Genomic DNA, 20860 nt, shown 5'->3' with positions numbered 1-20860 from the left:
CCGCCGACCGCCGGTCCGGGGCGGCCCGGTCCGACGACACGCGGAGAGATCCATGGAGATCCTGATCACCGGGGCGACCGGGCGGCTGGGTCGGGTACTCACCCCGGAACTGGCCCGGGCCGGGCACACCGTACGGGCCGCCGGCCGGACTCCGGCGCCGACCGGGAAGCCCGGTCCGGACCGATCGGCGGACGGGGGTGGCGGCGAGGCACGCCGGGTCCGACTCGACCTGGTCACCGGGGACGGGCTACCGGCCGCGGTCGACGGGGTCGACACGGTCGTCCACCTTGCGTCCGCGCCCTACCAGGGCAGCTACACCCGCCAGGTCGACGTGGCCGGCACCCGCGGACTGGTCGAGGCCGCCGCCCGGGCCGGGGTACGGCACCTGGTGTACCTGTCGGTCGTCGGCGCCGACCGTGTGCCGTGGCCGTACTTCCGGATCAAGATCGAGGCGGAGGCGGCGGTCGCGGCCGGCCCGGTGCCGTGGACGGTGCTCCGGGTCACCCAGTTCCACGGGTTCCTGGCCGAGGCGCTGTCCCGGCTGGCCCGGCTGCCGGTGCTGCCCGTCGATCCGGGAATCACGGCGCAGCCGGTCGACGTCGCCGACGTCGCCGCGCACCTGCGCTGGCGGGTGACCGCCGCACCCGGCGAGGCGACCGAGGAGTTCGGCGGGCCGGCGGAACTGGACGCCGGCACGATCGCCCGGGAATGGCTGGCGGCGCGGCTGATCCGGCGTCGGATGCTCCGGCTGCCGGTGCCGGGCCGACTCGGCCGCGCCTTCCGAGCCGGTGCACTGGTTCCCTCGACCGGCGACCGAGGGCGGATCACCTGGCGCGAGTACCTTGCCGGCCCGTCGGAGCAGGCGGGATAGCGCAGCCGTCCGGACTCGCCGGAGCGTGGTGTGCGCGAGGCTCACCGAACGGATTGACGCGATGATCTAGGCGAGCACCATTCCGCAGAGCGGAACGACGAGCGGGCATAATTCCGGCGAAAAGCCCCCGGATCCGATCGTGCGCGCGGCGGGAAGACAGCGCGGCACCACCCCTGGTAACGTCGGCGACACTCGGCGTCGAATCATGGATCTCCATGTTTCCGTGCGCCGTCGTCCCTTGTACCGACAGGTGCTCGAACAGGGAGTTGTCGCTGTCCACATGAGCCTCTCAGTTCTTCTCGCGTCGCGGGTACGGGCCGCGCCAGGCCCGGTGGTCGTCCCCGGGTCTCCGGCCGCGTCCACCCGGCCTCAGGAGGTGACGGGATGACCAGTTCGGTCGACGTACGGGATGGCTACCCCCTCTCGCCGGTCCAGCACGGCATACTCCACCCGGCCTCCGACGAGGCGGATCCGGCGGCCGACCTCGAACAGGTACGGCTCGTCATCCGTGGCCGGCTGCGGGTCGCCGAGTTCCAGCGGGCCTGGCACCAGGTGATCGCCCGGCACGAGGTGCTGCGCACGGGGTTCGTCCGGCACGGGGCCGAGGAGTTTGTCCAGGTGGTCGTGGCCGAGCCGCCGGCACCCGAATGGCACCTCGACGACCTGCGGACCATCCGGGCCTGCCAGCGTCGGCGCGGCCTCGCCGAGTTCCTCGCCGCCGACCGGGTTCGGGGTTTCAGCCTGGAAGACCCGCCGCTGTCCCGGTTCGCCCTGCTCCGCGTCTCCGAGACCGAGCACCTGCTGGTCTGGACGGTCCACCACCTGGTCGTCGACGGCTGGAGCCTGCCGATCCTGCTCCGCGAGGTACTGACCGAATACCGGGCAGCGACCGAGGGCCGGGACGCCCCGCTGCCGGCTCCGGCGCCGTTCCGGGACCACGCCGCCTGGGCCGCCACCCGCGACCTTGCCGAGGCGGAGGATTTCTGGCGCACGGAGTTGTCCGACCGGCCCGCGTGCGGTCCACTTCAGAGCGATCCCCCAGACTGGCAGGGAGAGCCGGCGGACGCCTTCGACGAATACTCCCTCGAACTGACCGGCGAGGACACCTACCTGCTGCACGAGACCATCGGTCAGCAGCGGATCGCGCGGGAAACGGTGCTCCAGGGCTGCTGGGCGCGGCTGCTCTCCGCCCGCACCGGCACCGGCGACATCGTCATCGGTTCGACGGTCGCCGGCCGGGCGGCCGGGACGGCGGAAGCCCTGGTCGGACCGCTGACCAACACCGTGCCGGTCCGGGTTCGGATCCGGCCCGACCAGCCGGTCGGGGTGTGGCTGCGCGGGTTGCAGGCACGCCAGGCACTGGCCCGCCCGTTCGACCACGTGCCGCCGGCACTGGTCCGATCCTGGGCCGGGCTGCCCGCCGGGGTGCCGCTGTTCGAGACCGTGCTCGACTTCGAGACCTACCCGATGGACAACGACTTGTTCACCGGTACGGCCGACGCGTCGACTCTCTCCGTACGCTTCGACGGCCGGTGGTCGGCGTCGCATCACCCGTTCAACCTGCTCGTCGTGCCTGGCGAGCGACTCGGGCTGCACGCCAGGTACGACCTACGGCATCTTGCGCCGGAGACGGTCGAGAGCCTGGTCACCGACCTCGCGCTGCTGCTCAGCCTGGTCGCCACGGATCCGGACCGCCCGGTCTCGGCGCTTCGCCCGCCAGACGACGAGCCGCTCGCCACCGGCTAACGCCCAGCGCTGTCGACGGACAGCTCTGTGCAGCGAAACCGGCACGGCTCGACCCGTCACCTCGCGTCGCTGGAGACGAGGCGGGCCGGTCGGCCCTCAGGTGGCTCGGAACCGGCCACCCGTGGACCCGCCCGAACGGTCGCTCCGCGCGCAGGCGTCCTCAGATCGGCGTGCGATGGGCCCTGACCACCAGGTCGCGAATGCTCATCCGCGTCGAGCCGTGCTCGACGTACCGTGTCCGCGACTCCGCCACGTCGACCTCCCACAGTTCCCGGGTCAGGGAACCGGTGACGGCGTCCAGACCGATCGACGCCTTGCCGGGTGCGTGGGCCGCCGAATGCTCATCCGCATGATCGTGGCCGACGACGAGAAGCGTGCCACCGGGGGCGACAGCCTGGGCCAGCCGGGCAACGAACTCCCCGAAGGGAATGGTGGGGTGGACGTACTGGCTGACCACCAGGTCGTACTGCTTCGGCGGTTGCCAGGTTGTCAGGTCGGCCACGACCCAGGAGATGCGTGCTGCGACGTCCGGCTCGCGGTGCGCGAAGTCCTTGGCGTCGCTGACGGCCGTCGGTGAGACGTCGACCGCCGTCACCTGCCAGCCTTGCCGGGCGAGCCAGAGCGCGTCGACTCCGCGTCCGCAGCCCGCGTCGAGCGCCGACCCGACGGGAAGGCCGGTCACCTCGGCCACCAACTGAGGACTCGGCGAACCGTGCGTCGTCGTGTGCTCCCGGTAGTGGCGCTCCCACCACTGCGGGCCGAACGCGGGGTGATCCGCGTGCGGCGATCCATGCTGGTCGTGCGGCTCACTCATTGCTCTGCTCCTGGTGAAGTCGTCCGGAAGACCGGCGGCAACCGCCTAATCTGCTCGCGCTTCAACGGTGACGAGGGAGTGCGATCCCGGCAACTATCCTTGCTGCTTTGGCAAGCATGTCGTCGGGCAGATGCGGCGGATCATCCGGTTCGGTCCCGTAGGCCCGGTTACGCCACATACCGTCGGTCGTGACAGCGTACGGGGCCCGGGGCTCCCCGTCGGGAAGCCGCCGGCCCTGCTGGTCCGGCTGGCCGCCGGGACAGCACGTCGACGGGAGAGCACACCGTGTCCGCACTGACCCTGGCAGACGCCCGCCAGATCATCGCCGCCGCCGAGGCCCGGGCCAACGAGATCGGCCAGCCGCAGAACATCGCCGTTGTCGATACCGGCGGCAACCTCGTCGCGCACGTCCGGATGGACGGTGCCTGGATCGGCAGCATCGACGTCAGCATCAACAAGGCGTGGACGGCCCGGGCCTTCGAGATCCCGACCGGAGACCTCGGCTCGTACAGCCAGCCGGGCGCGCAGTTCTTCGGAATCCAGGTGAGCAACCACGGCCGTGTGATGATCTTCGCGGGCGGACTGCCGCTGCGGCGCGACGGCCAGGTCGTCGGTGGCATCGGAGTCAGCGGCGGCACCGGCGAGCAGGACCAGACCGTCGCCGAGGCCGGCGCGGCGGCGCTGTAACCGGTCCCCCGCGCGGTCCCGCTGGAGCGCCGAACGGCCGGCCTACTTCCCGCGCGCACACCGGCCGCACACCCCGCCGCTCAGCCGGCCACCGGCCGGGTACTCAGCCGCAGGCCGGCGGCGTGCCGGTCCCGGGCCGCCTGGGACGCCTTCGCCGGGGAGCCGGCGTCGAACGGTGGCTGGGGATCGTACTCGATGGCGAGCTGGATGGCCTCGGCGGTGATCCGGTCGGCGAGCTGCGCGGCAAGGACGAGTGCCATGTCGATTCCGGCGGAGACCCCGGCGGCGGTGAGCAGCTTGCCGTCGGTGACCACCCGCTGCGCCGAGTAGGTGGCAGCGAAGGAGGCCAGCCGCTCCGCGCTGCGCCAGTGCGTGGTGGCGGTACGCCCGCGCAGCAGTCCGGCGGCGCCGAGCAGCAGGGAGCCGGTGCAGACCGAGGTCGTCCACCGGGTGCCGTCGTGCATCCGCCGGATCCAGTCGAGCAGTGGCCCGCCGGCGAGATGATCATCAACGCCGGGGCCGCCAGGCACCACGAGTACGTCACAGGAGTCGATGTCGTCCAACGCGGCGTCGGCGGTCAGGGCCGGGCTACCGGCGTTGTTCCGGAGCGGTCCGGGGCTGGTCGCCACGAACACCACCTCGGCGCCGGGCAGCCTCGACCCGGGCCGCCTCGACGTACGCGGCGGGGGTCTGCCCGGTCTGCGCGCTGAACACCCTGGCGAAGTGCCGTTCGCTCATCCCGGCCCGGGCGGCGAGGACCGGCACGGTGAGGTCGTCGGCGAGGTGCTCGACCACCCATGCCTGGAGCTGGCGCAGTCCGCCGCGGGCCGGCCGCTGCGCGGCCAGTTGGGTGCTGAACTGGGCCTGGCCACCGGGACGCTGGACGAACATGACCAGTCGCCGGGCGATCGTCCGGGACGCCTCCGCACCCCGATCCTGCTCGACCAGGGCAAGCGCGAGATCGATCCCGGCGGTGACCCCGGCCGAGGTCCACACGGCCCCGTCCCGGACGAAGATCGGATCCGGTTGCACCGTCACCGCCGGATACCGGCGGGCCAGTTCGGCGCAGCTTCCCCAGTGCGTGACCGCGCGCCGGCCGTCCAGCAGCCCGGCCTCGGCCAGCAGAAACGCTCCACTGCACACGGCGGCGACCTGTCGGGCTCGTCCGGCGGCGGCACGAAGCCAGCCGATCAGGCGCCGGTCGGCGCACACCTCGACCCGACCGGGGCCACCGACGACCACCAGCGTGTCGATCGGCCCGACGCACTCGTCGAGACCGAGGTCGGCCGTCACGGTCAGGCTGCCGCTGGCCGTGACCGGCCCGCGCAGCGGGGCGACCACCTCCAGCCGGTAGCCCGGCACGACCCGTTCGGTCTGGGCGACCAGTTCGGCTTGCGCACCCCGTTCGGCCTGCGTGAACACCTCGTGCGGGCCCGTCAGGTCGAGCACCTGGAACCTCGGGAAGATCACGAAAACGATCCGGCGGACATCCACCCGTCCATCGTTTCGGGGGCAGCGATCTGGCAGCAATGACAGGACAGTGACGATTTCAGCCACCCCCGTCGGGTACCACCGCGTCGCCCGGCGGCGAGTCGACACTGGCGCAGCCACTGACCGCCTCTCGGAGCGGGCACAGGCTCCCGGGCGGTGCCGTCACCGCCGCTGCCGCGTCCCAGAATCTGGTGTACGGGTCAGCTTCCAGCAGTCGATCGAACGGCGCCGACGGCCGGTCCGGTCGGCAGTGGTCAGACCTCCAGGAAGTCGATCTTCACGCTCGCTGGCAGTCAACTTCGCCCCCTCGATCCCGACAACCATCGCCGACCACGTCGTCGACCTCGGTCCCGGCGCCGAAACGGGAGCCTGTTACCAGCGGATTTCCGGCACCGCCCGGCGACGTCCGGTAGATAACGGTCGGATCACGAGATCTTCCCAATGCGCAGTGATCTCACGTACGGTCCCGGAAAGGCAGGAGGTCAGACCTCCATCCTCATGCCTCTGAGTGTTCCGAGGTGAGCTGACTAGTGCAGGAACGTGCTTCCCGCTATACGGGATACCGGTCGTTCGACTATCTGACCCCGCAGGTCGACTTCAAGGTGTTCGACCTCGCCCCACAACTCGGTCGGGTGCCCGCGCACGACCTCGGCCTGACCGACGAGCAGTCCGACCGGGTCGCCCGGCTGCTGCGCGAGCACGCCGCGATCTCGTTGCACGAGCACCCGAAGATCCTGCCCGCCGACGTGACCCAGTTGCGGGACTACAACCGGACCGGGCGCAACTCCTTCGGCTTCGAGGGCCTGGCCCGGTCCGGCATGACCGCGGTGTTCGACAACTTCATGAACGGCACCGGCTGCGTGACCAGCGAGCACGCCTGGAAGTGGGACGACGTCATCTACGACATCGGGCTGCGCTTCGCCGACATCGCCAAGCAGGACTACGTCGTCGTGGCGACCGCCCTGGAGGAGATCTTCACCGCCAAGCGGAACGGCCAGCTCGCCCTGGTGGCCGGGCTGGAGGCGGCCACGATGATCGAGAACGAACTGGACCGGATCGACATCCTGTACGGCTTCGGCGTACGCCAGATGGGCATCGCGTACAGCCAGGCGAACATGCTCGGGTCGGGGCTCTCCGAGGACCGCGACGGCGGGCTGACCCACTTCGGCCGGCGCGCCGTCGACCGGATGAACAAACTCGGGATCGCCATCGACGTCTCGCACTCCGGCGACCAGACCTCGCTGGACGTGATCGAGGCGAGCCGGGTACCCGTCTTCATCACCCACGCCGGCGCCCGCGCGGTCTGGAACACCCCCCGGATGAAGCCGGACGACGTCATCCGGGCCTGTGCCGAGCGCGGCGGTGTGATCGGCATCGAGGCCGCCCCGCACACCACACTCTCGCAGGCGCATCCGCACCACTCGATCGAGTCGGTGATGGACCACTTCGTCTACTGCGTCGACCTGGTCGGCATCGAACACGTGGCATTCGGCCCGGACACCAACTTCGGTGACCACGTCGGGCTGCACGACAGCTTCACCGGCCACCTGGCGATCGGCAAGGCGCACGGCGCCGTCGACCACCCCCGGGTGCCGTACGTCTCCGGCCTGGAGAACCCGGCCGAGTGCTTCAGCAACATCGTCGGCTGGCTGGTCACGCACGGCTACTCCGACGACGAGATCGCCAAGGTCATCGGCGGCAACATCATTCGCGTTCTTCGGGAGGTTTGGTGAGCAGGAAAATTTCCGGCCGTACCCGCCGGTGGCGGGTCGCCGTCGCGCTCGGTACGGCGGCCGCGCTCGGCCTGTCCGGGTGCGGGCTCAACGAGGGCAACTCGTCGTCCGGGGACAGCTCCGGCGGCGGCGACGTACTGCGGATCGGCACCACCACCGACGTGTCGAACTTCAACCCGCTCCAGTCGCTGAGCAAGACCGACTCCTGGATCCTCAACGCGATGTACCCGCACCTGCTGAGGATCGACGAGAACGCCAAGAAGGCGCCGGAACTGGCCAAGGAGTACAGCTACGAGAACGGCGGCAAGACCGCGGTCTTCCACCTGCGCGACGACTTCACCTGGACCGACGGCAGGCCGGTGGTGGCCGAGGACGTCAAGTTCAGCGCCGAATCGATCATGAAGTACAAGCTCGGCAACGTGGCCGCCAAGCTGACCTGGGTCACCTCGATCGAGGCGCCCGACCCGACCACGGTCAAGTTCCACCTCTCCCAGCCGTACGCGCCGTTCGCCGAGGGCGTCGGGTTCTGGATGTCGATCGTGCCCAAGCACGTCTTCGAGTCCGCCGGTGACCTGTCGAAGTTCGCCAACGACTCCAACTGGGTCGGTGCCGGGCCGTTCGTGCTGGAGAGCGCCACCAAGGGCCAGCGGTACGTGATGAAGCGCAACGACAAGTACCCGCTGGCGCCTGGCGGCAAGCCGGCGCTCGGCAAGGTCGAGTTCCGGCTCTACCCGGACGTCAACACGATGATGCTGGCGCTGCGCAACGGCGACATCGACCTGATGGGCACTCCGGTGCCGGCGTCCGCGGCGAAGACCTTCGCGAACGACTCGAAGATCAAGCTGACCAAGGTCGGTGCGCTCGGCTTCGCCCACCTGACCTACAACATGAACAACAAGGACCTGGCCAAGCAGGATGTCCGGCAGGCGCTGTCGATGGCGGTGGACACCAAGTCGATCATCTCGTCGGTACTCCAGGGCGATGCCAAGGAGATGTCCGGACCGATCTCGCCGATCTTCGCCGACTACGACAACACCGAGATCCAGCCGTACCCGTTCGACCCGGCCGGGGCGAAGGCCAAGCTCGCCGCCGCCGGCTACTCCGACGGCAACGGCGACGGGCTCTTCGACGGCCTGGACCTCGGCGTCGCCTGCGACCAGTCGAACGCCAACCTGACCCGGGTGGTGCAGCTCTTCCGGGAGAGCGCGGCGGAGGCCGGCATCAAGCTGACCAACGAGTGCGTGGAACGGAACACCTTCCTGTCCCGTACCAAGGACGGCGAGTACGACATCGACGCGTCGCAGTGGGGCGTCTTCGACAACCCGATGGACCAGCTCCGCAGCACCTACCTCTCCAGCAACCCGGGCGGGATCAACTACAACCTGCTCAAGTCGTCGGAGATGGACCGGCTGATCAACGACGCGGCGGCCACCACCGATCCGGCAGCGTTCGCCACCAAGATCAAGAACATCGACAAGGTGGTGCACGAGCAGGCGTACCTGACGCCGCTCTACGTGGAGAACTTCCAGTTCGCCTACAACGCCAGCAAGTTCACCGGCTTCGTGGCCTCGCCATCCGACCTGCTCGGCATGGTCACCGCGTACTCGCTGGCCCAGGTCAAGCCGGTCGGCTGACCGACGCGACGAGGTAGAAGGGAGGGGTCCCCCACGTGGCACGCTTCGTGCTCAACCGGGCGCTGAAGGCCGTACTGACCGTCTGGATAGCGATCACCGCGACGTTCTTCCTGCTCCGGTTGCTGCCGGGGGACCCCACGACCCTGATGGTCGAGGGGGACATGACGCCGGAGATGCGGGCAGCGCTGCTCGAGACGTACGGGCTGGACCGGCCACTGCTGGAACAGTACGTCTCGTACCTGCGCGAACTGCTGCACGGCAACTTCGGCATCTCGTTCCGGCAGATCCAGCCGGTCACCGACATCCTGCTCGACCGGCTGCCCTGGACCCTACTGCTGGCCGGGGTGGCGTTCCTGCTCACCATCGCCATCGGCATCCCGATCGGGGTGTCCGCGGCGGCGCACCGGGGCCGCTGGCCGGACAAGCTGCTCCAGGGCTTCGGCATCGCCGGGCACGCCCTCTTCGTGCCCAGCGTGGCGATGCTGCTGCTGGTCTGGCTCGGCGCCCGGCTCGGCTGGTTTCCGATCGGCGGCGCGATCGACCCGGACACCCGGGGCGTGGCGGCGTACCTGAGCCTGGCGCACCACCTGGTGCTGCCGGTCGCGTCGCTGGTGCTGGTGCAACTCGGCCCGTACGCGCTGACCCTGCGGACCAACCTGATCGACGTACTCGGTGAGGACTACATCCGGGCGGCCCGGGCGCGGGGCCTGTCCGGCCGGCGTCGGCTGTGGAAGCACGGCCTGCGCAACGCGATCCTGCCGGCGCTGACCCTGATGGGGCTGCAACTCGGCACCCTGGTCGGCGGCGCCGTGCTGACCGAGACGGTCTTCGCCTATCCCGGCGTCGGCCGGCTGATCTACGAGGCGGTCGGGCAGCGCGACTATCCCGTCCTGCAAGGAGCGTTCATCATGCTCGCCATCACCGTGGTGGTCGCCAACGCGCTCACCGACCTGCTCTACGCGGTCCTCAACCCCAGGATCCGGCTGTGAGCGCGAGGAGCGAGCGTTCCGGGGCGGCTCGCGTGGGACGCGGTCGCGCCGGAATGCGAGGAGAGCCGGGCCTGCGAGCCCCGCAGTCGCGAACGGAAGAGGCCGCTGTGAGCGCGAGGAGCGAGCCGGGCCTGCGAGCCCCGCAGTCGCGAACGGAAGAGGCCGCTGTGAGCGCGAGGAGCGAGCCGGGCCTGCGAGCCCCGCAGTCGCGAACGGAAGAGGCACAGCCATGAGTGCGCCACTGGTGACCGAGGCGGAGGCGGCGGCGACCGCTCCGTCCGCGGAGCCGGCGATCGGCACCCGATCGGCCTGGCGGACGTTCTTCCGGCAGCCGTCCGGGCTGCTCGCCGCGGCGGTGCTGGTCGTGATGGCGCTGCTCGCGGTCTTCGCGCCGCTGATCGCCGACGAGCCGGGCGGTACCAGCGCGGACGTGCTGCGGTCGCCGTCCCGCGGGCACCTGTTCGGCACCGACGACCTCGGGCAGGACATCTTCGCCCAGGTGGTCTGGGGCACCAGGACCAGCCTGCTGATCGGGGTGGCGGCCTCACTGATCGCCATCGTGCTGGGTACGGCGATCGGGCTCGCCTCGGCGTACTTCCGCCGGGTCGACGCGGTCGGCACGATTGTCACCGACGTGATGCTGGCGCTGCCCACGCTGCCCCTGATGATCATGCTGGCCGCGATCGTCAACCCGAGCGTCTGGACGCTGACGGTGATCATCGGCGTCTTCGCCTGGCCCGAGGTGGCCCGGCTGATCCGCTCGCAGGGGCTGGTGGTCAGCACGATGCCGTACATCGACGGGGCCCGGGTGCTCGGCGCGAGCGGCTGGCGGATCGTCACCCGGGAGATCATGCCGGCGGTGGTGCCGCTGATCGTGGTCAGCGTGCTGCTCACCGCGTCCCGGGCGGTCATCTCGGAGGCCGGGCTGAGCTTCCTCGGCCTCGGTGACCCGGATGCCTGGTCGTGGGGGCGGATCCTGCTCAACGCGCAGCGCAGCGGGGTGGTGGCCATCGCCTGGTGGCAGACCCTCTTCCCGTCGCTGGCCATCCTGCTGCTGGTGCTCGCCGCGACGGTCGCCGGCATGCGGTTCAACGACATCCGAGACCCCCGCCGGAACGGAGGCTGACCCGTGCGTCTGCCCGACAGTTTCTACTCGTCCGTCCGGGCCCGACTCGCCGACGCGCTCGACGTACGCGGCCTCGACGGGTTCCTGGCCACCTCTCCCGCCGACGTGGCGTTCCTGTCCGGGTTCTTCTACATCGCCACCGAACGGCCGGTCTACCTCTGGATGCCCCGCGACGGCGACCCGCTGCTGGTGATCCCCCGCCTCGACGAGGAGTACGCCGCCGGGCAGGGCGTCGGCGTCGAGACGGTCAGCTACTTCGAGTTCCCCGGGGTGGTGAGCGCCGAACAGACCCTTGGCACGGCGCTGGTTGGCCGGCGGGCGAAGCAGATCGGGGTGAGCGCGGGGCTGTCGATCGGGGCGTACCGGGCGCTGTCCCGGGCGCTCGGCGGCAGCACGCTGGTCACCACCGACGCGGTGGCGAAGCTGCGGCTGCGCAAGTTTCCCGAGGAGATCCCGTTCCACGAGGCGGCGGCGCGGATCTGCGACCAGATGCTCGCCGCCGGCCGGGAGCTGATCGCGGACGCGCTGCGCCGGGGCGCCGCACTCCCCCGCGAGGACGAGATCGCCCGGCACGTCATCGGGTACGGCACCGACCGGATGTACGCCGACTACGACCTCGTCGTCTACACCACCAAACTGGCCGGCGGGCTGGTCTACGCCGGCCCGAACTCGGCGCTGCCGCACGGTCTGCCGACCCGGCGGCGGGTCCGGCCCGGCGACACCCTGATCCTCTCCCTCGGCGCGGCGGTGGCCAGCCGGTTCGTGGAGAGCGAGCGCACCTTCGTCGTCGGCGAGCCGACCGCGCAGCAGCGGCGCTACTACGAGGCGGACCGGGAGGCGCAGGAGATCGGCACCGAGGCGATGCGGGCCGGCCGGACCTGCGCCGAGGTGAACAAGATCTGCCTGGATGTGCTGCGCGGGCACGGTCTGGGCGACTACATCCGGCACCGGCAGGGGCACGGCATCGGGTTGCAGAACCACGAGGTGCCCTGGGTGGAGGACGGCGACCACACCGTGCTGGAGCCCGGGATGCTGCTCTCCAGCGAGCCCGGCGTCTACGTGCCCGGACACGCCGGCTACCGGATCTCCGACACCGTACTGGTCGAGGAGGCCGGGCCGCGCCGGCTGACCGGCTATCCGCGCGATCTCGCATCCAACACCATCGAGGAGGTCCGATGACGGTCGACAACTCGTCCGACTTTTCCGGCCGGCTGACGATCAACGGTGCCGAGCTGGTCGTCGAGGCGTTCGGACCGGTCGACGCGCCGGCGATGATCGTGCACCACGGCGCGCCCGGGCTGGGTTCCCGGTCGGAGCCGAAGCGGTCGTTCGGGCCGTTCGCCGACCGGTACCGGGTGATCGTCTTCGACGCACGCGGCTCCGGCGAGTCCAGCGACGACGAGCCGTTCACCCACGCACAGTGGGTCGCCGACGTGGACGCGATCCGGGAGTACTTCGGCTACGAGCGGATCGTGATGGCCGGCGGCTCGTACGGCGGCTTCATCTCCCTCGAATACGCCGTCGCACATCCGGACCGGGTCGCCGCGCTGATCCTGCGGGACACCGCCGCCGACAGCGGGCACAACGAACTCGCGGTCGAGAAGGCGAAGAACACCGACCGGACGGTGATCCCGCAGTGGGCGATCGACCGGATCGGCACCGGCCGGTTCGCCAGCAACGAGGAGCTGCGGGAGTACTGGAAGGCGATCCTGCCGCTCTACGACCACCGGCACGACCCGGCCAAGGACGCCGCGAAGCTGCACGCGACCCGGTTCCACTACCGGACCCACAACGCCGCGTTCGGGCAGAACATGCCGCGCTACGACCTCAAGCCGACGCTTCCCTCGATCACCTGCCCGACCCTGGTCACCGTCGGCCGGCACGACTGGCGTACCCCGGTGGCCGCCTCCCAGGTGATCGCCGATCTGATCCCGAACGCCGAACTGGTGGTCTTCGAGCACTCCGGACACTCGCCGCAGTTGGAGGAGCCGGAGCTGTTCCAGCGGACCGTGCGGGACTTCCTCGACTCGGCCGGGATCCGGTAATGGCCCTGCTGGAGGTGGAGGAGCTGCGGGTCAGCTTCCCCGGGCCGGGCGGCGGCGCCGGGTCGGCCGGCGCGGTGCACGCGGTCAACGGGGTGTCGCTGGCGCTGGAGTCCGGGCGGACGCTGGCGATCCTCGGCGAGTCCGGCTCCGGCAAGAGCGTCACCGCGCAGGCGGTGATGGGGATCCTCGACGTGCCCCCGGCCCGGGTCAGCGGATCGGTCCGGCTGCGCGGCCGGGAGTTGCTGACCCTGACCCCGAAGCAGCGGGACCGGGTCAGCGGCGAGGAGATCGGCATGGTCTTCCAGGACGCGATGGCCGCGCTCAACCCGGTCTACACCGTCGGCGAGCAGCTCGGCGAACTGCTCCGGGTCCGCCGGGGACTCTCCCGGTCCGCCGCCCGGCGCCGCGCGATCGAGCTGATCGACCGGGTGCACATCCCGGCCGCGAAGGACCGGGTACGCGACTATCCGCACCAGTTCTCCGGCGGGATGCGGCAACGCATCATGATCGCACTGGCCATCGCGCTGGAGCCGGACGTGCTGATCGCCGACGAGCCGACCACGGCGCTGGACGTGACCGTGCAGGCGCAGGTGATGGAGCTGATCGCGGAGATCCAGCGGGACAGCGGGATGGCGCTGCTGCTGATCACCCACGACCTGGGCGTGGTGGCCGATGTCGCCGACGACGTGGCGGTGATGTACGCCGGCCGGATCGTCGAACGGGCCACCGTGCAGCAGATCTTCGCCGGTCCGGCGCACCCGTACACCGAGGGGCTGCTCGCCTCGATGCCCCGGATCGACCGGCGCGACGAGGAGCTGTACGCCATCCCCGGCGCACCGCCGAACCCGGCCCGGCTGCCCAGCGGATGCCCGTTCCACCTGCGCTGCCCGCGCGCCGACGACGTCTGCCGGGCCACGCTGCCGACGCTGGAGCCGCTGCCCGAGGGCCGCGCCAGCGCCTGCCACCACCGGGAGGAGTTGCTGCATGTCCGCAGATGACGAACTGGTGCTGCGGGTCGACAAGCTGGTCCGGCACTTTCCGGTGAAGGGGAGGCTGCCGTTCACCTCCGGCGGGGTGGTGAAGGCCGTCGACGGGGTCTCCTTCACACTGCGCCGGGGCGAGACGCTCGGTATCGTCGGCGAGTCCGGCTGTGGCAAGAGCACCCTGGCCCGGATGCTGGTCGGGCTGGAGCGGCCGACCGCAGGCTCGGTGCGCTTCGGCGACGCGGTGGTGCACACCGCCCGGGGGCGGGACCTTCGGGCGCTGCGCCGGCGGATCCAGATCGTGCTCCAGGACCCGTACACCTCGCTGAACCCGCGCCGGACGATCCGGGAGATCCTGTTCCAGCCGTTCGAGATCCACCCGGACGTTTTGGACCGCAGGCGCCGGCTGGACCGGGTGAAGGAGCTGCTCGACCTGGTCGGGCTCGATCCGAGCGCGCACCTGGACCGCTATCCGCACCAGTTCTCCGGCGGGCAGCGGCAGCGGATCGGCATCGCCCGGGCGCTGGCCCTGCAACCCGACGTGATCGTCTGCGACGAACCGGTCTCCGCGCTCGACGTCTCGGTCCAGGCCCAGGTGGTCAACCTGCTGGAACGGCTCCAGCGGGAGCTGGGCGTGGCGTACGTCTTCATCGCGCACGACCTGTCGGTGGTCCGGCACATCTCCGACCGGGTGGCGGTGATGTACCTCGGCAAGCTGGTGGAGAGCGGCCCCGAGCCGATGCTGTACGACGCGCCGGCCCACCCGTACACCAAGGCACTGCTGTCGGCGGTGCCGGTGCCCGAGCCGGTCGGCCGGGCGGAGCGGAAACGGATTCTCCTCACCGGCGATCCGCCGAGCCCGGTCGACCCACCCTCCGGCTGCCGGTTCCGGACCCGCTGCTGGCAGGCGACCGAGACCTGTGCCATCACCGAACCACCGCTGGCCGGCGGCGACCGCGCGGTCGCCTGCCACTACCCGCTGGCCGCCGCCTAGCCGCTCGCACCGTCCGCGTTCTGTAAGGAGAAAGTCTTGCTGCAAGAACCCGCTTCCCGGTACCAGGGCCACAAGTCCTACTCGTACCTGGAGCCACACGCCGACTACCGGGTCTTCGAGCTGGCCCCGGAGATCGGTCGGGTGCCCGAACACGACCTCGGGCTCTCCGACGCGCAGCGGCAGCGGGTCACGCGCCTGCTCGCCGAGCACATCGCGATCTCCCTGCACGAGCACCCGGTGATCCTGCCGGCGGACGTGACCGAGTTGCGCGCCTACAACCGGACCGCCCGGCAGCGGACCGGCTACGAGGGGCTGGCCCGGTCCGGGCTGACCGCCGTCTTCGACAACTTCATGGCCGGCGCCTCCTGCGTGACCAGCGAGAACGGCTGGAAGTGGAACGATCTCGTCTACGCCCTCGGAATGCGGATGAGCGACCTTTACCAGCAGGACTACGTCACGCTGGCCACCTCGCTCGACGACATCCGGGCGGCGAAGCGGGACGGCCGGCTGGCCCTGGTCGCCGGCCTGGAGTGCAGCAGCCCGATCGAGAACGAACTCGACCGGATCGACATCCTGTACGGCTTCGGCGTGCGGCAGCTCGGCATCGCGTACAGCCAGGCGAACATGCTCGGCGGTGGGCTGTCCGAGGCCCGGGACGGCGGGCTGACCCACTTCGGGCGGCGCGCCGTCGACCGGATGAACAAACTCGGCATCGCCATCGACATCTCGCACTCCGGCGACCAGACCTGCCTGGACACCATTGAGGCGAGCCGGGTGCCGGTCTTCATCACCCACGCCGGAGCCCGCTCGGTCTGGAACATCGCCCGGATGAAGCCGGACGAGGTGATCCGGGCCTGCGCCGAACGGGGTGGGGTGATCGGCATCGAGGCCGCCCCGCACACCACGCTCTCGCAGGCCCACCCGCACCACTCGCTCGAGTCGGTGATGGACCACTTCACCTACTGCGTCGACCTGGTCGGCATCGACCATGTGACGTTCGGCCCGGACACGATGTTCGGCGACCACGTCGGGGTGCACAAGGTGTACGCCGGCAACTACGGCAAGGACGCGGGCAACAGGCCCGAGCACCCCCGGGTCGAGTACGTCTCCGGGGTGGAGAACCCGGGCGAGGCGTTCGGCAACATCGTCGGCTGGCTGGTCAAGCACGACTACTCGGACGACGAGATCGCCAAGGTGATCGGGGGCAACACCATCCGGGTACTGGAACAGGTCTGGTAACGACGTCGGGTGGTTGGCGTGCACCCGCTCGGGTGGGCGCCCAACTACTACACTCCGTACGCCGTAGCTGGCGCGGCGGAGCGAAGAGGTGAGGGTTGATGGCTCGGCGCGAGACCGCGCTACAGGCCGCGCAGGGCCAACTGCGCGATCTGATCGGCAGCGAGTTCCGGACCGGTGACAAGCTGCCCAACGAGCGGGAGTTGGCCGACCGGCTGGCGGTCAGCCGGGCCACCGTACGGGAGGTGCTGGGCCAGCTCGCCGCCGAGGGCGTACTGACCCGGACCTGGGGTGTCGGCACCTTCGTCAGCGAGCCGGCCGAACGGGTACCGGTGTCGATCGGCGACGTCACCGCGCTGCGGGACCGGATCACCGCCTCCGGGCACCGGCCCGCCCTCCAGGACGCGGCGGTGAGCCGGGCCGAGTGCCCGGACGACTGCGCCAAGATCCTCGGGCTGGACGTCGGCTCACCGGTCTGGCGGGTCGACCGGCTCTTCGCCGTCGACGGCGTCGCGGCGGCCTGGATCCGCGACCACCTGCCGCTGCGGGTCGGCGAACGCGAACTCGACCCGTCCGGCCTGGTCAGCATCGACCTGGACATGTTCGAGTTCCTGGCCGGCGCGACCGGGATGCCGGTACGCCGGGCCGAGATCGAGTTCGCCGCCGTACTCGCCGACGAGGCGGCCGTCGAACGGCTCAAGGTGCCGATCGGGCACCCGCTGGTCAGCGCCACCCAGATCGGCTACAACGCCGAGGGGCTGGCGCTGTTCCACGGGCACATCACGGTCCGGACCGACGTGCTGACCCTACGGATCACCCGGGGCGCCTGAGCCTCGCCCCCTGGCAGCACGTTGGCCGTCGGCGACGGGGTCATCCGGCAGCGGCCGGCGTACCCGTGGTCAACGCCGCCTGGACGATCCGGACAGCCTCGTCCGGGTCGATGCCGGCGCTGGTGACCACGGCCGCGTACGCGGCAGCGGCGCGTCGCGCGCGTTCGCGCCCCTGCTCACCGGCTGCCGACACGAAGGAGCCGGCCCGGCCCCGGGTCTCGATCAGTCCCGCCTCCTCCAACTCCCGGTAGGTCCTGGCCACCGTGTTAGCGGCCAGGTCGAGGTCGGTGGCGAGCTGGCGGATCGGCGGCAGGCGGGCGCCGACGACCAGGGTGTGATCCTGGATCTGCCGGGCGAACTGCACACGCAACTGCTCGAACGGCGGCACCGGCGAGGACGCGTCGATGACGATCCCCGGTCCCGCACCCGACGAGCCTCTGCCCACCATGCCCCCGCTCAGGTAGCAACCGTTGTCGCAGGACAATACGCCATGTTCCGCGCCACGGTGCCGGCGTCGGCGGCAGCCCCACCCCGACGCCGCTGTCGTAGACGGTGCCGAGCGCGAGTCCTACCTCCGGCGCGCTTCGAGCGCGTCCAGGATCAGGTCGAGGCCGTAGCCGAACTCCTGCGCGGGATCGTAGCCCGCCCGCAGGCCGTGGTCGACGATCATCTCCGTGAGGTACGGCAACTCGCCCGCCGGTAGGCGTTCGAGGATGCTGCCGGCCACTTCCTCGACATCGTCCGGCGTCGCCACCGGCAGGTTCGCCTCCTGGAGGACGAACCCGCTGATGTAGCTGTCGATGAGCGAGACAGCGTGCGCGGCCATCGGCAGCGTGAACCCCGCCTGCCGGAGGACGCCGAGCACGGCGTCGTGGTGGCGTAGCGTCGCCGGCCCCGGGTTGCGACGGGAGTCCATCAGGCCGAGAGCCCAGCTGTGCCGCGACAGGACCGCACGCGCGGAGGCGGCGCGGGCGCGGATCGCGGGGCGCCAGTCGCCGCACTCGGCGCTGGGTAGCGTGATCGCCGCGAACACCACATCGACCACGCCGTCGAGGATCGCGTCCTTGTTCGGTACGTGGTGGTAGAGCGACATCGCCTCTACGCCCAGTTCCTGCGCCACCCGTCGCATCGTGATCGCTGGCACGCCGCCGCGATCCGCGACCCGGATGGCGGCGTCCAGCACGCCTCCTCGGCTGAGCGGTTGCCGTGGCGGCGGTGCTGGCGACGGTGGTGACACGACGGCTCCAGGCGTACGGGCGGGTTGACAAGCTTACACGCGTAAGTCAGCCTTACGAGTGTAAGTCCGCCGAGGTGTGCACCCCGCCGGAAGTGCGACGAACCCCGGCCCACGACGTGCCCTTCCCGGCGAGAGGAGATCCCGATGCCGATGCCGAGGTGGTGGGGGCAGGTGAACAAGCGGCTGTTCAACCCTCGGGCGATCGCGGGCGGGAAGTGGCCGGTGCTGACTCACCTCGGTCGCTTCTCCGGCGCGACGTACCGCACGCCGCTCGACGCCTACCCGGTCGACGGCGGCTACCTGTTCATTCTGGTGTACGGATCACGCTCGGACTGGGTGCAGAACGTCCTGGCCGCCGGCGGTGCGCGGCTCCGCGTCGCGGGGAGGGAGGTGGAACTCACCGCCCCACGCCTCGTCGGGGAAGACGAGGCGTTCCAGTGCCTCCCCGCCGACGTGGCACGCCCGCCCAAGCTGCTGCGCATCACCGAGTTCCTCCGCATGGACCTCGTCGCGGGCTGACCGGTCGGTGCTCGTGGTCAGCGGCTGAGACGCTGGTACTGGCGTACCGCCAGGGGCAGGAAGATCGCGGTGATGACCGCCGGCCAGAGCACGGCAGTGGTGACGGCGTGCTCCTCGATCCAGTAGCCGCTGGCCACCGCCGGGGACTGGAACAGGTCCCGGATCGCCCCGGCGGTGGAGGAGACCGGATTCCAGGCGGCGACCGCGCCGAGCCAGCCCGGCATCAGGTCCGGTGGCGCGAAGACCGAGGAGACCATGCCGAACGGGAAGGCGAGCGCGAACAGGTTCCCGGCCGCCTCGGTGTTCTTCAGCATCAACCCGAGTTGGATTCCGACGAAGATGAGGGCCGTACGCAGCCACAGCAGCAGCGCGAAGGCGGTCAGGGTCGCGGCGAGACTGCCGCCGGGGCGCCAGCCGAGGACCAGCGCGATGACGACCAGGATGGCCAGATCCACCGTGGCGTGGATGACGTCGGCCAGGCCACGGCCGGTGACCACTGCGGACGAGGCCATCGGCATGGACCGGAAGCGGTCGATGAAGCCCCGTTCCTTGATCATGGTTACCGCGAAGGCGGTGTTCATGAAGCCGAAGGCCATCGTCATGGCGAAGAGACCGGGCATGGCGAACTCCAGGTAGCCGGCTCCAGCACCCTGCCCCGAGACGTCCATGGCGCTGCCGAAGACGTAGACGAACATCAGCACCATGACGATCGGAAAGCCGAGCTGCCAGGCGAAGTTGGAGGGCTGCCGGACGAGGTGCACCATCTCCTGGATCAGGATGGTCCAGCAGTCGACGGCCGCCCACCTGATCCGGCTGCCGAGGGTGTCACTGGGATCCGGCGCGAGGTGGATCGTCGTCATCTGCTGGCCTCCAGGTGCGCGGTCGGACGCATCTCGTCGGTGTGCGCGCCGGAATCCCGGCGTTCTTGGGTCAGGTGCAGGAAGGCCTCGTCCAGGGTGGGACGCCGCAGTCCCAGGTCGGCCACGGCGATGCCCCGCTGGCGCAGCTCGGCGGCGACCTCGGTCAACGCGGCCACGCCGTTGTCGACCGGGACGCTGACCGCCAGTACGGCGTCGTCCACCGTGGCCGTACGCCCGGTGGCCGCGACCTTGTCCGCGAGCGCGCCGATCGTCGGCAGGTCGGCCGGCTCGGCCGCGACGACCTCGAGTCGTTCGTTGCCGATCCGGCGTTTCAACCCGCTCGGGGTGTCCTCGACGAGGTTCCTGCCGTGGTCGATGACCCCGATCCGGTCGCAGAGCCGGTCCGCCTCGTCGAGGTAGTGGGTGGTGAGCACCACCGTGGTGCCGCGCGAGGCCAACTCGCCCACCGCCTGCCACACCTCGCGTCGCCCGGCAGGGTCCAGCCCGGTGGTGGGCTCGTCGAGAAACAGCACGTCAGGGGCGAGGATCATGCTGGACGCGAGGTCGAGCCGGCGTCGCATCCCACCCGAGAACTTCTTCGGCGTCCTGTCCGCCGCGTGCGAGAGGCCGAACTGCTCCAGCAGTTCCTGGGCCCGTTGCCGGGCGGCGGCCGCGCCGATGTGGAACAGGCGGCCGAACATCACCAGGTTCTGCCGGGCACTGATGTTGTCGTCGACCGCGGTGTTCTGCCCGGTCAGGCCGATGCGGCGGCGTACCAGGCGGGGCTGGGTCCGTACGTCGTAGCCGGCGACCTCGGCGCGCCCGCCGTCCGGCCGGAGCAGCGTGCACAGGATGCGCACGGCGGTGGTCTTGCCCGCGCCGTTGGGGCCGAGCAGGCCGTAGACCAGACCGCGCGGCACGGCGAGGTCCAGCCCGGCCAGTGCCTGGGTGTCGCGATATCGCTTCTGCAATCCCTCGGTGAAGACGACGTAGTCAGAAGTGGGCAAGGGAACCCTCCCTAGACTGGGTACGGTGTACGGAGATTAGCGTACGCTGTACCCAGAG

21 protein-coding genes are annotated in these 20860 nt (G+C 70.5%); 14 read left to right on the top strand and 7 right to left on the bottom strand.

Features of this window, described 5'->3' with window-relative positions; all coding sequences use genetic code 11:
• The first annotated feature begins 52 nt into the window (after nt 1-52).
• Together R6Y94_RS01145 and R6Y94_RS01140 are read left to right on the top strand one after the other, a co-directional pair.
• Nucleotides 53-871 (top strand): SDR family oxidoreductase, encoded by an 819-nt coding sequence (locus tag R6Y94_RS01145; protein WP_318393834.1) that lies wholly within the window; start codon nt 53-55, stop codon nt 869-871.
• 384 nt (nt 872-1255) lie between these two features.
• Entirely contained in the window at nt 1256-2617 is a 1362-nt protein-coding gene (locus R6Y94_RS01140; RefSeq protein ID WP_318393833.1) for a condensation domain-containing protein, read from the top strand.
• Between the two features lie 160 nt (nt 2618-2777).
• On the opposite strand, the gene R6Y94_RS01135 is transcribed toward R6Y94_RS01140, so the two are convergent.
• The gene (locus R6Y94_RS01135) at nt 2778-3431 is read right to left on the bottom strand and encodes a class I SAM-dependent methyltransferase (RefSeq protein WP_318393832.1); all 654 of its coding nucleotides are present in this window, start codon (nt 3429-3431) and stop codon (nt 2778-2780) included.
• Nucleotides 3432-3716: 285 nt separating this feature from the next.
• Between R6Y94_RS01135 and R6Y94_RS01130 the strand changes: the two genes are divergently transcribed.
• The gene (locus R6Y94_RS01130) at nt 3717-4118 is read left to right on the top strand and encodes a heme-binding protein (protein ID WP_318393831.1); all 402 of its coding nucleotides are present in this window, start codon (nt 3717-3719) and stop codon (nt 4116-4118) included.
• A gap of 80 nt (nt 4119-4198) precedes the next feature.
• Here R6Y94_RS01130 and R6Y94_RS01125 read toward each other — a convergent pair whose 3' ends face one another.
• Both R6Y94_RS01125 and R6Y94_RS01120 read right to left on the bottom strand, forming a co-directional pair.
• Nucleotides 4199-4747 (bottom strand): DJ-1/PfpI family protein, encoded by a 549-nt coding sequence (locus tag R6Y94_RS01125; RefSeq protein WP_318393830.1) that lies wholly within the window; start codon nt 4745-4747, stop codon nt 4199-4201.
• Nucleotides 4707-5612 (bottom strand): AraC family transcriptional regulator, encoded by a 906-nt coding sequence (locus tag R6Y94_RS01120; RefSeq protein WP_318393829.1) that lies wholly within the window; start codon nt 5610-5612, stop codon nt 4707-4709. Before R6Y94_RS01120 ends, R6Y94_RS01125 begins: the two co-directional genes overlap by 41 nt.
• 527 nt (nt 5613-6139) lie before the next feature.
• On the opposite strand from R6Y94_RS01120, the gene R6Y94_RS01115 reads away from it, so the two are divergent.
• The 10 genes from R6Y94_RS01115 to R6Y94_RS01070 all read left to right on the top strand — a co-directional run bounded on the left by R6Y94_RS01115 (nt 6140) and on the right by R6Y94_RS01070 (nt 17179).
• A complete protein-coding gene (locus R6Y94_RS01115) occupies nt 6140-7342 on the top strand; it encodes a dipeptidase (RefSeq protein ID WP_318393828.1) in 1203 nt (400 codons plus the stop codon).
• Complete coding sequence (locus R6Y94_RS01110) at nt 7339-8976, top strand: ABC transporter substrate-binding protein (RefSeq protein ID WP_318393827.1); 1638 nt, start codon at nt 7339-7341, stop codon at nt 8974-8976. The genes R6Y94_RS01115 and R6Y94_RS01110 overlap by 4 nt, the downstream gene beginning before the upstream one ends.
• A gap of 35 nt (nt 8977-9011) precedes the next feature.
• Nucleotides 9012-9965: an ABC transporter permease gene (locus tag R6Y94_RS01105; protein WP_318393826.1), complete on the top strand. Its 954-nt coding sequence runs from the start codon at nt 9012-9014 to the stop codon at nt 9963-9965.
• A 229-nt stretch (nt 9966-10194) separates the two neighbouring features.
• Nucleotides 10195-11091 carry an ABC transporter permease gene (locus R6Y94_RS01100; protein WP_318393825.1) on the top strand — a complete coding sequence of 299 codons (897 nt, stop codon included), beginning with the start codon at nt 10195-10197 and terminating at the stop codon, nt 11089-11091.
• A gap of 3 nt (nt 11092-11094) precedes the next feature.
• The gene (locus R6Y94_RS01095) at nt 11095-12270 is read left to right on the top strand and encodes a Xaa-Pro peptidase family protein (RefSeq protein ID WP_318393824.1); all 1176 of its coding nucleotides are present in this window, start codon (nt 11095-11097) and stop codon (nt 12268-12270) included.
• The gene (locus R6Y94_RS01090; RefSeq protein ID WP_318393823.1) at nt 12267-13136 is read left to right on the top strand and encodes an alpha/beta hydrolase; all 870 of its coding nucleotides are present in this window, start codon (nt 12267-12269) and stop codon (nt 13134-13136) included. The genes R6Y94_RS01095 and R6Y94_RS01090 overlap by 4 nt, the downstream gene beginning before the upstream one ends.
• Nucleotides 13136-14134 (top strand): ABC transporter ATP-binding protein, encoded by a 999-nt coding sequence (locus R6Y94_RS01085; protein ID WP_318393822.1) that lies wholly within the window; start codon nt 13136-13138, stop codon nt 14132-14134. The genes R6Y94_RS01090 and R6Y94_RS01085 overlap by 1 nt, the downstream gene beginning before the upstream one ends.
• Nucleotides 14121-15113, top strand: coding sequence for a dipeptide ABC transporter ATP-binding protein (locus R6Y94_RS01080; RefSeq protein WP_318393821.1), 993 nt, complete (start codon nt 14121-14123; stop codon nt 15111-15113). The genes R6Y94_RS01085 and R6Y94_RS01080 overlap by 14 nt, the downstream gene beginning before the upstream one ends.
• Nucleotides 15114-15149: 36 nt before the next feature.
• A complete protein-coding gene (locus R6Y94_RS01075; protein WP_318393820.1) occupies nt 15150-16352 on the top strand; it encodes a dipeptidase in 1203 nt (400 codons plus the stop codon).
• A gap of 98 nt (nt 16353-16450) precedes the next feature.
• Complete coding sequence (locus R6Y94_RS01070) at nt 16451-17179, top strand: GntR family transcriptional regulator (RefSeq protein WP_318393819.1); 729 nt, start codon at nt 16451-16453, stop codon at nt 17177-17179.
• Nucleotides 17180-17219: 40 nt separating this feature from the next.
• Here the strand turns inward: R6Y94_RS01070 and R6Y94_RS01065 are convergent, their stop codons facing one another.
• Nucleotides 17220-17627, bottom strand: coding sequence for a GntR family transcriptional regulator (locus tag R6Y94_RS01065; RefSeq protein ID WP_318393818.1), 408 nt, complete (start codon nt 17625-17627; stop codon nt 17220-17222).
• 120 nt (nt 17628-17747) lie between these two features.
• Nucleotides 17748-18362: a TetR/AcrR family transcriptional regulator gene (locus R6Y94_RS01060; protein WP_318393817.1), complete on the bottom strand. Its 615-nt coding sequence runs from the start codon at nt 18360-18362 to the stop codon at nt 17748-17750.
• Between the two features lie 225 nt (nt 18363-18587).
• Between R6Y94_RS01060 and R6Y94_RS01055 the strand changes: the two genes are divergently transcribed.
• Nucleotides 18588-18935 carry a nitroreductase family deazaflavin-dependent oxidoreductase gene (locus tag R6Y94_RS01055; RefSeq protein WP_318393816.1) on the top strand — a complete coding sequence of 116 codons (348 nt, stop codon included), beginning with the start codon at nt 18588-18590 and terminating at the stop codon, nt 18933-18935.
• Nucleotides 18936-18952: 17 nt separating this feature from the next.
• Here R6Y94_RS01055 and R6Y94_RS01050 read toward each other — a convergent pair whose 3' ends face one another.
• Both R6Y94_RS01050 and R6Y94_RS01045 read right to left on the bottom strand, forming a co-directional pair.
• The gene (locus R6Y94_RS01050; RefSeq protein ID WP_318393815.1) at nt 18953-19795 is read right to left on the bottom strand and encodes an ABC transporter permease; all 843 of its coding nucleotides are present in this window, start codon (nt 19793-19795) and stop codon (nt 18953-18955) included.
• Nucleotides 19792-20802: an ATP-binding cassette domain-containing protein gene (locus R6Y94_RS01045; protein ID WP_318393814.1), complete on the bottom strand. Its 1011-nt coding sequence runs from the start codon at nt 20800-20802 to the stop codon at nt 19792-19794. The genes R6Y94_RS01050 and R6Y94_RS01045 overlap by 4 nt, the downstream gene beginning before the upstream one ends.
• Nucleotides 20803-20860 lie beyond the last annotated feature (58 nt).

Origin of the sequence: Plantactinospora sp. KLBMP9567 (assembly GCF_033446045.1) — a bacterium.
Lineage (GTDB): Bacteria > Actinomycetota > Actinomycetes > Mycobacteriales > Micromonosporaceae > Plantactinospora.
This window is presented reverse-complemented; position numbering and strand designations above follow the sequence as displayed.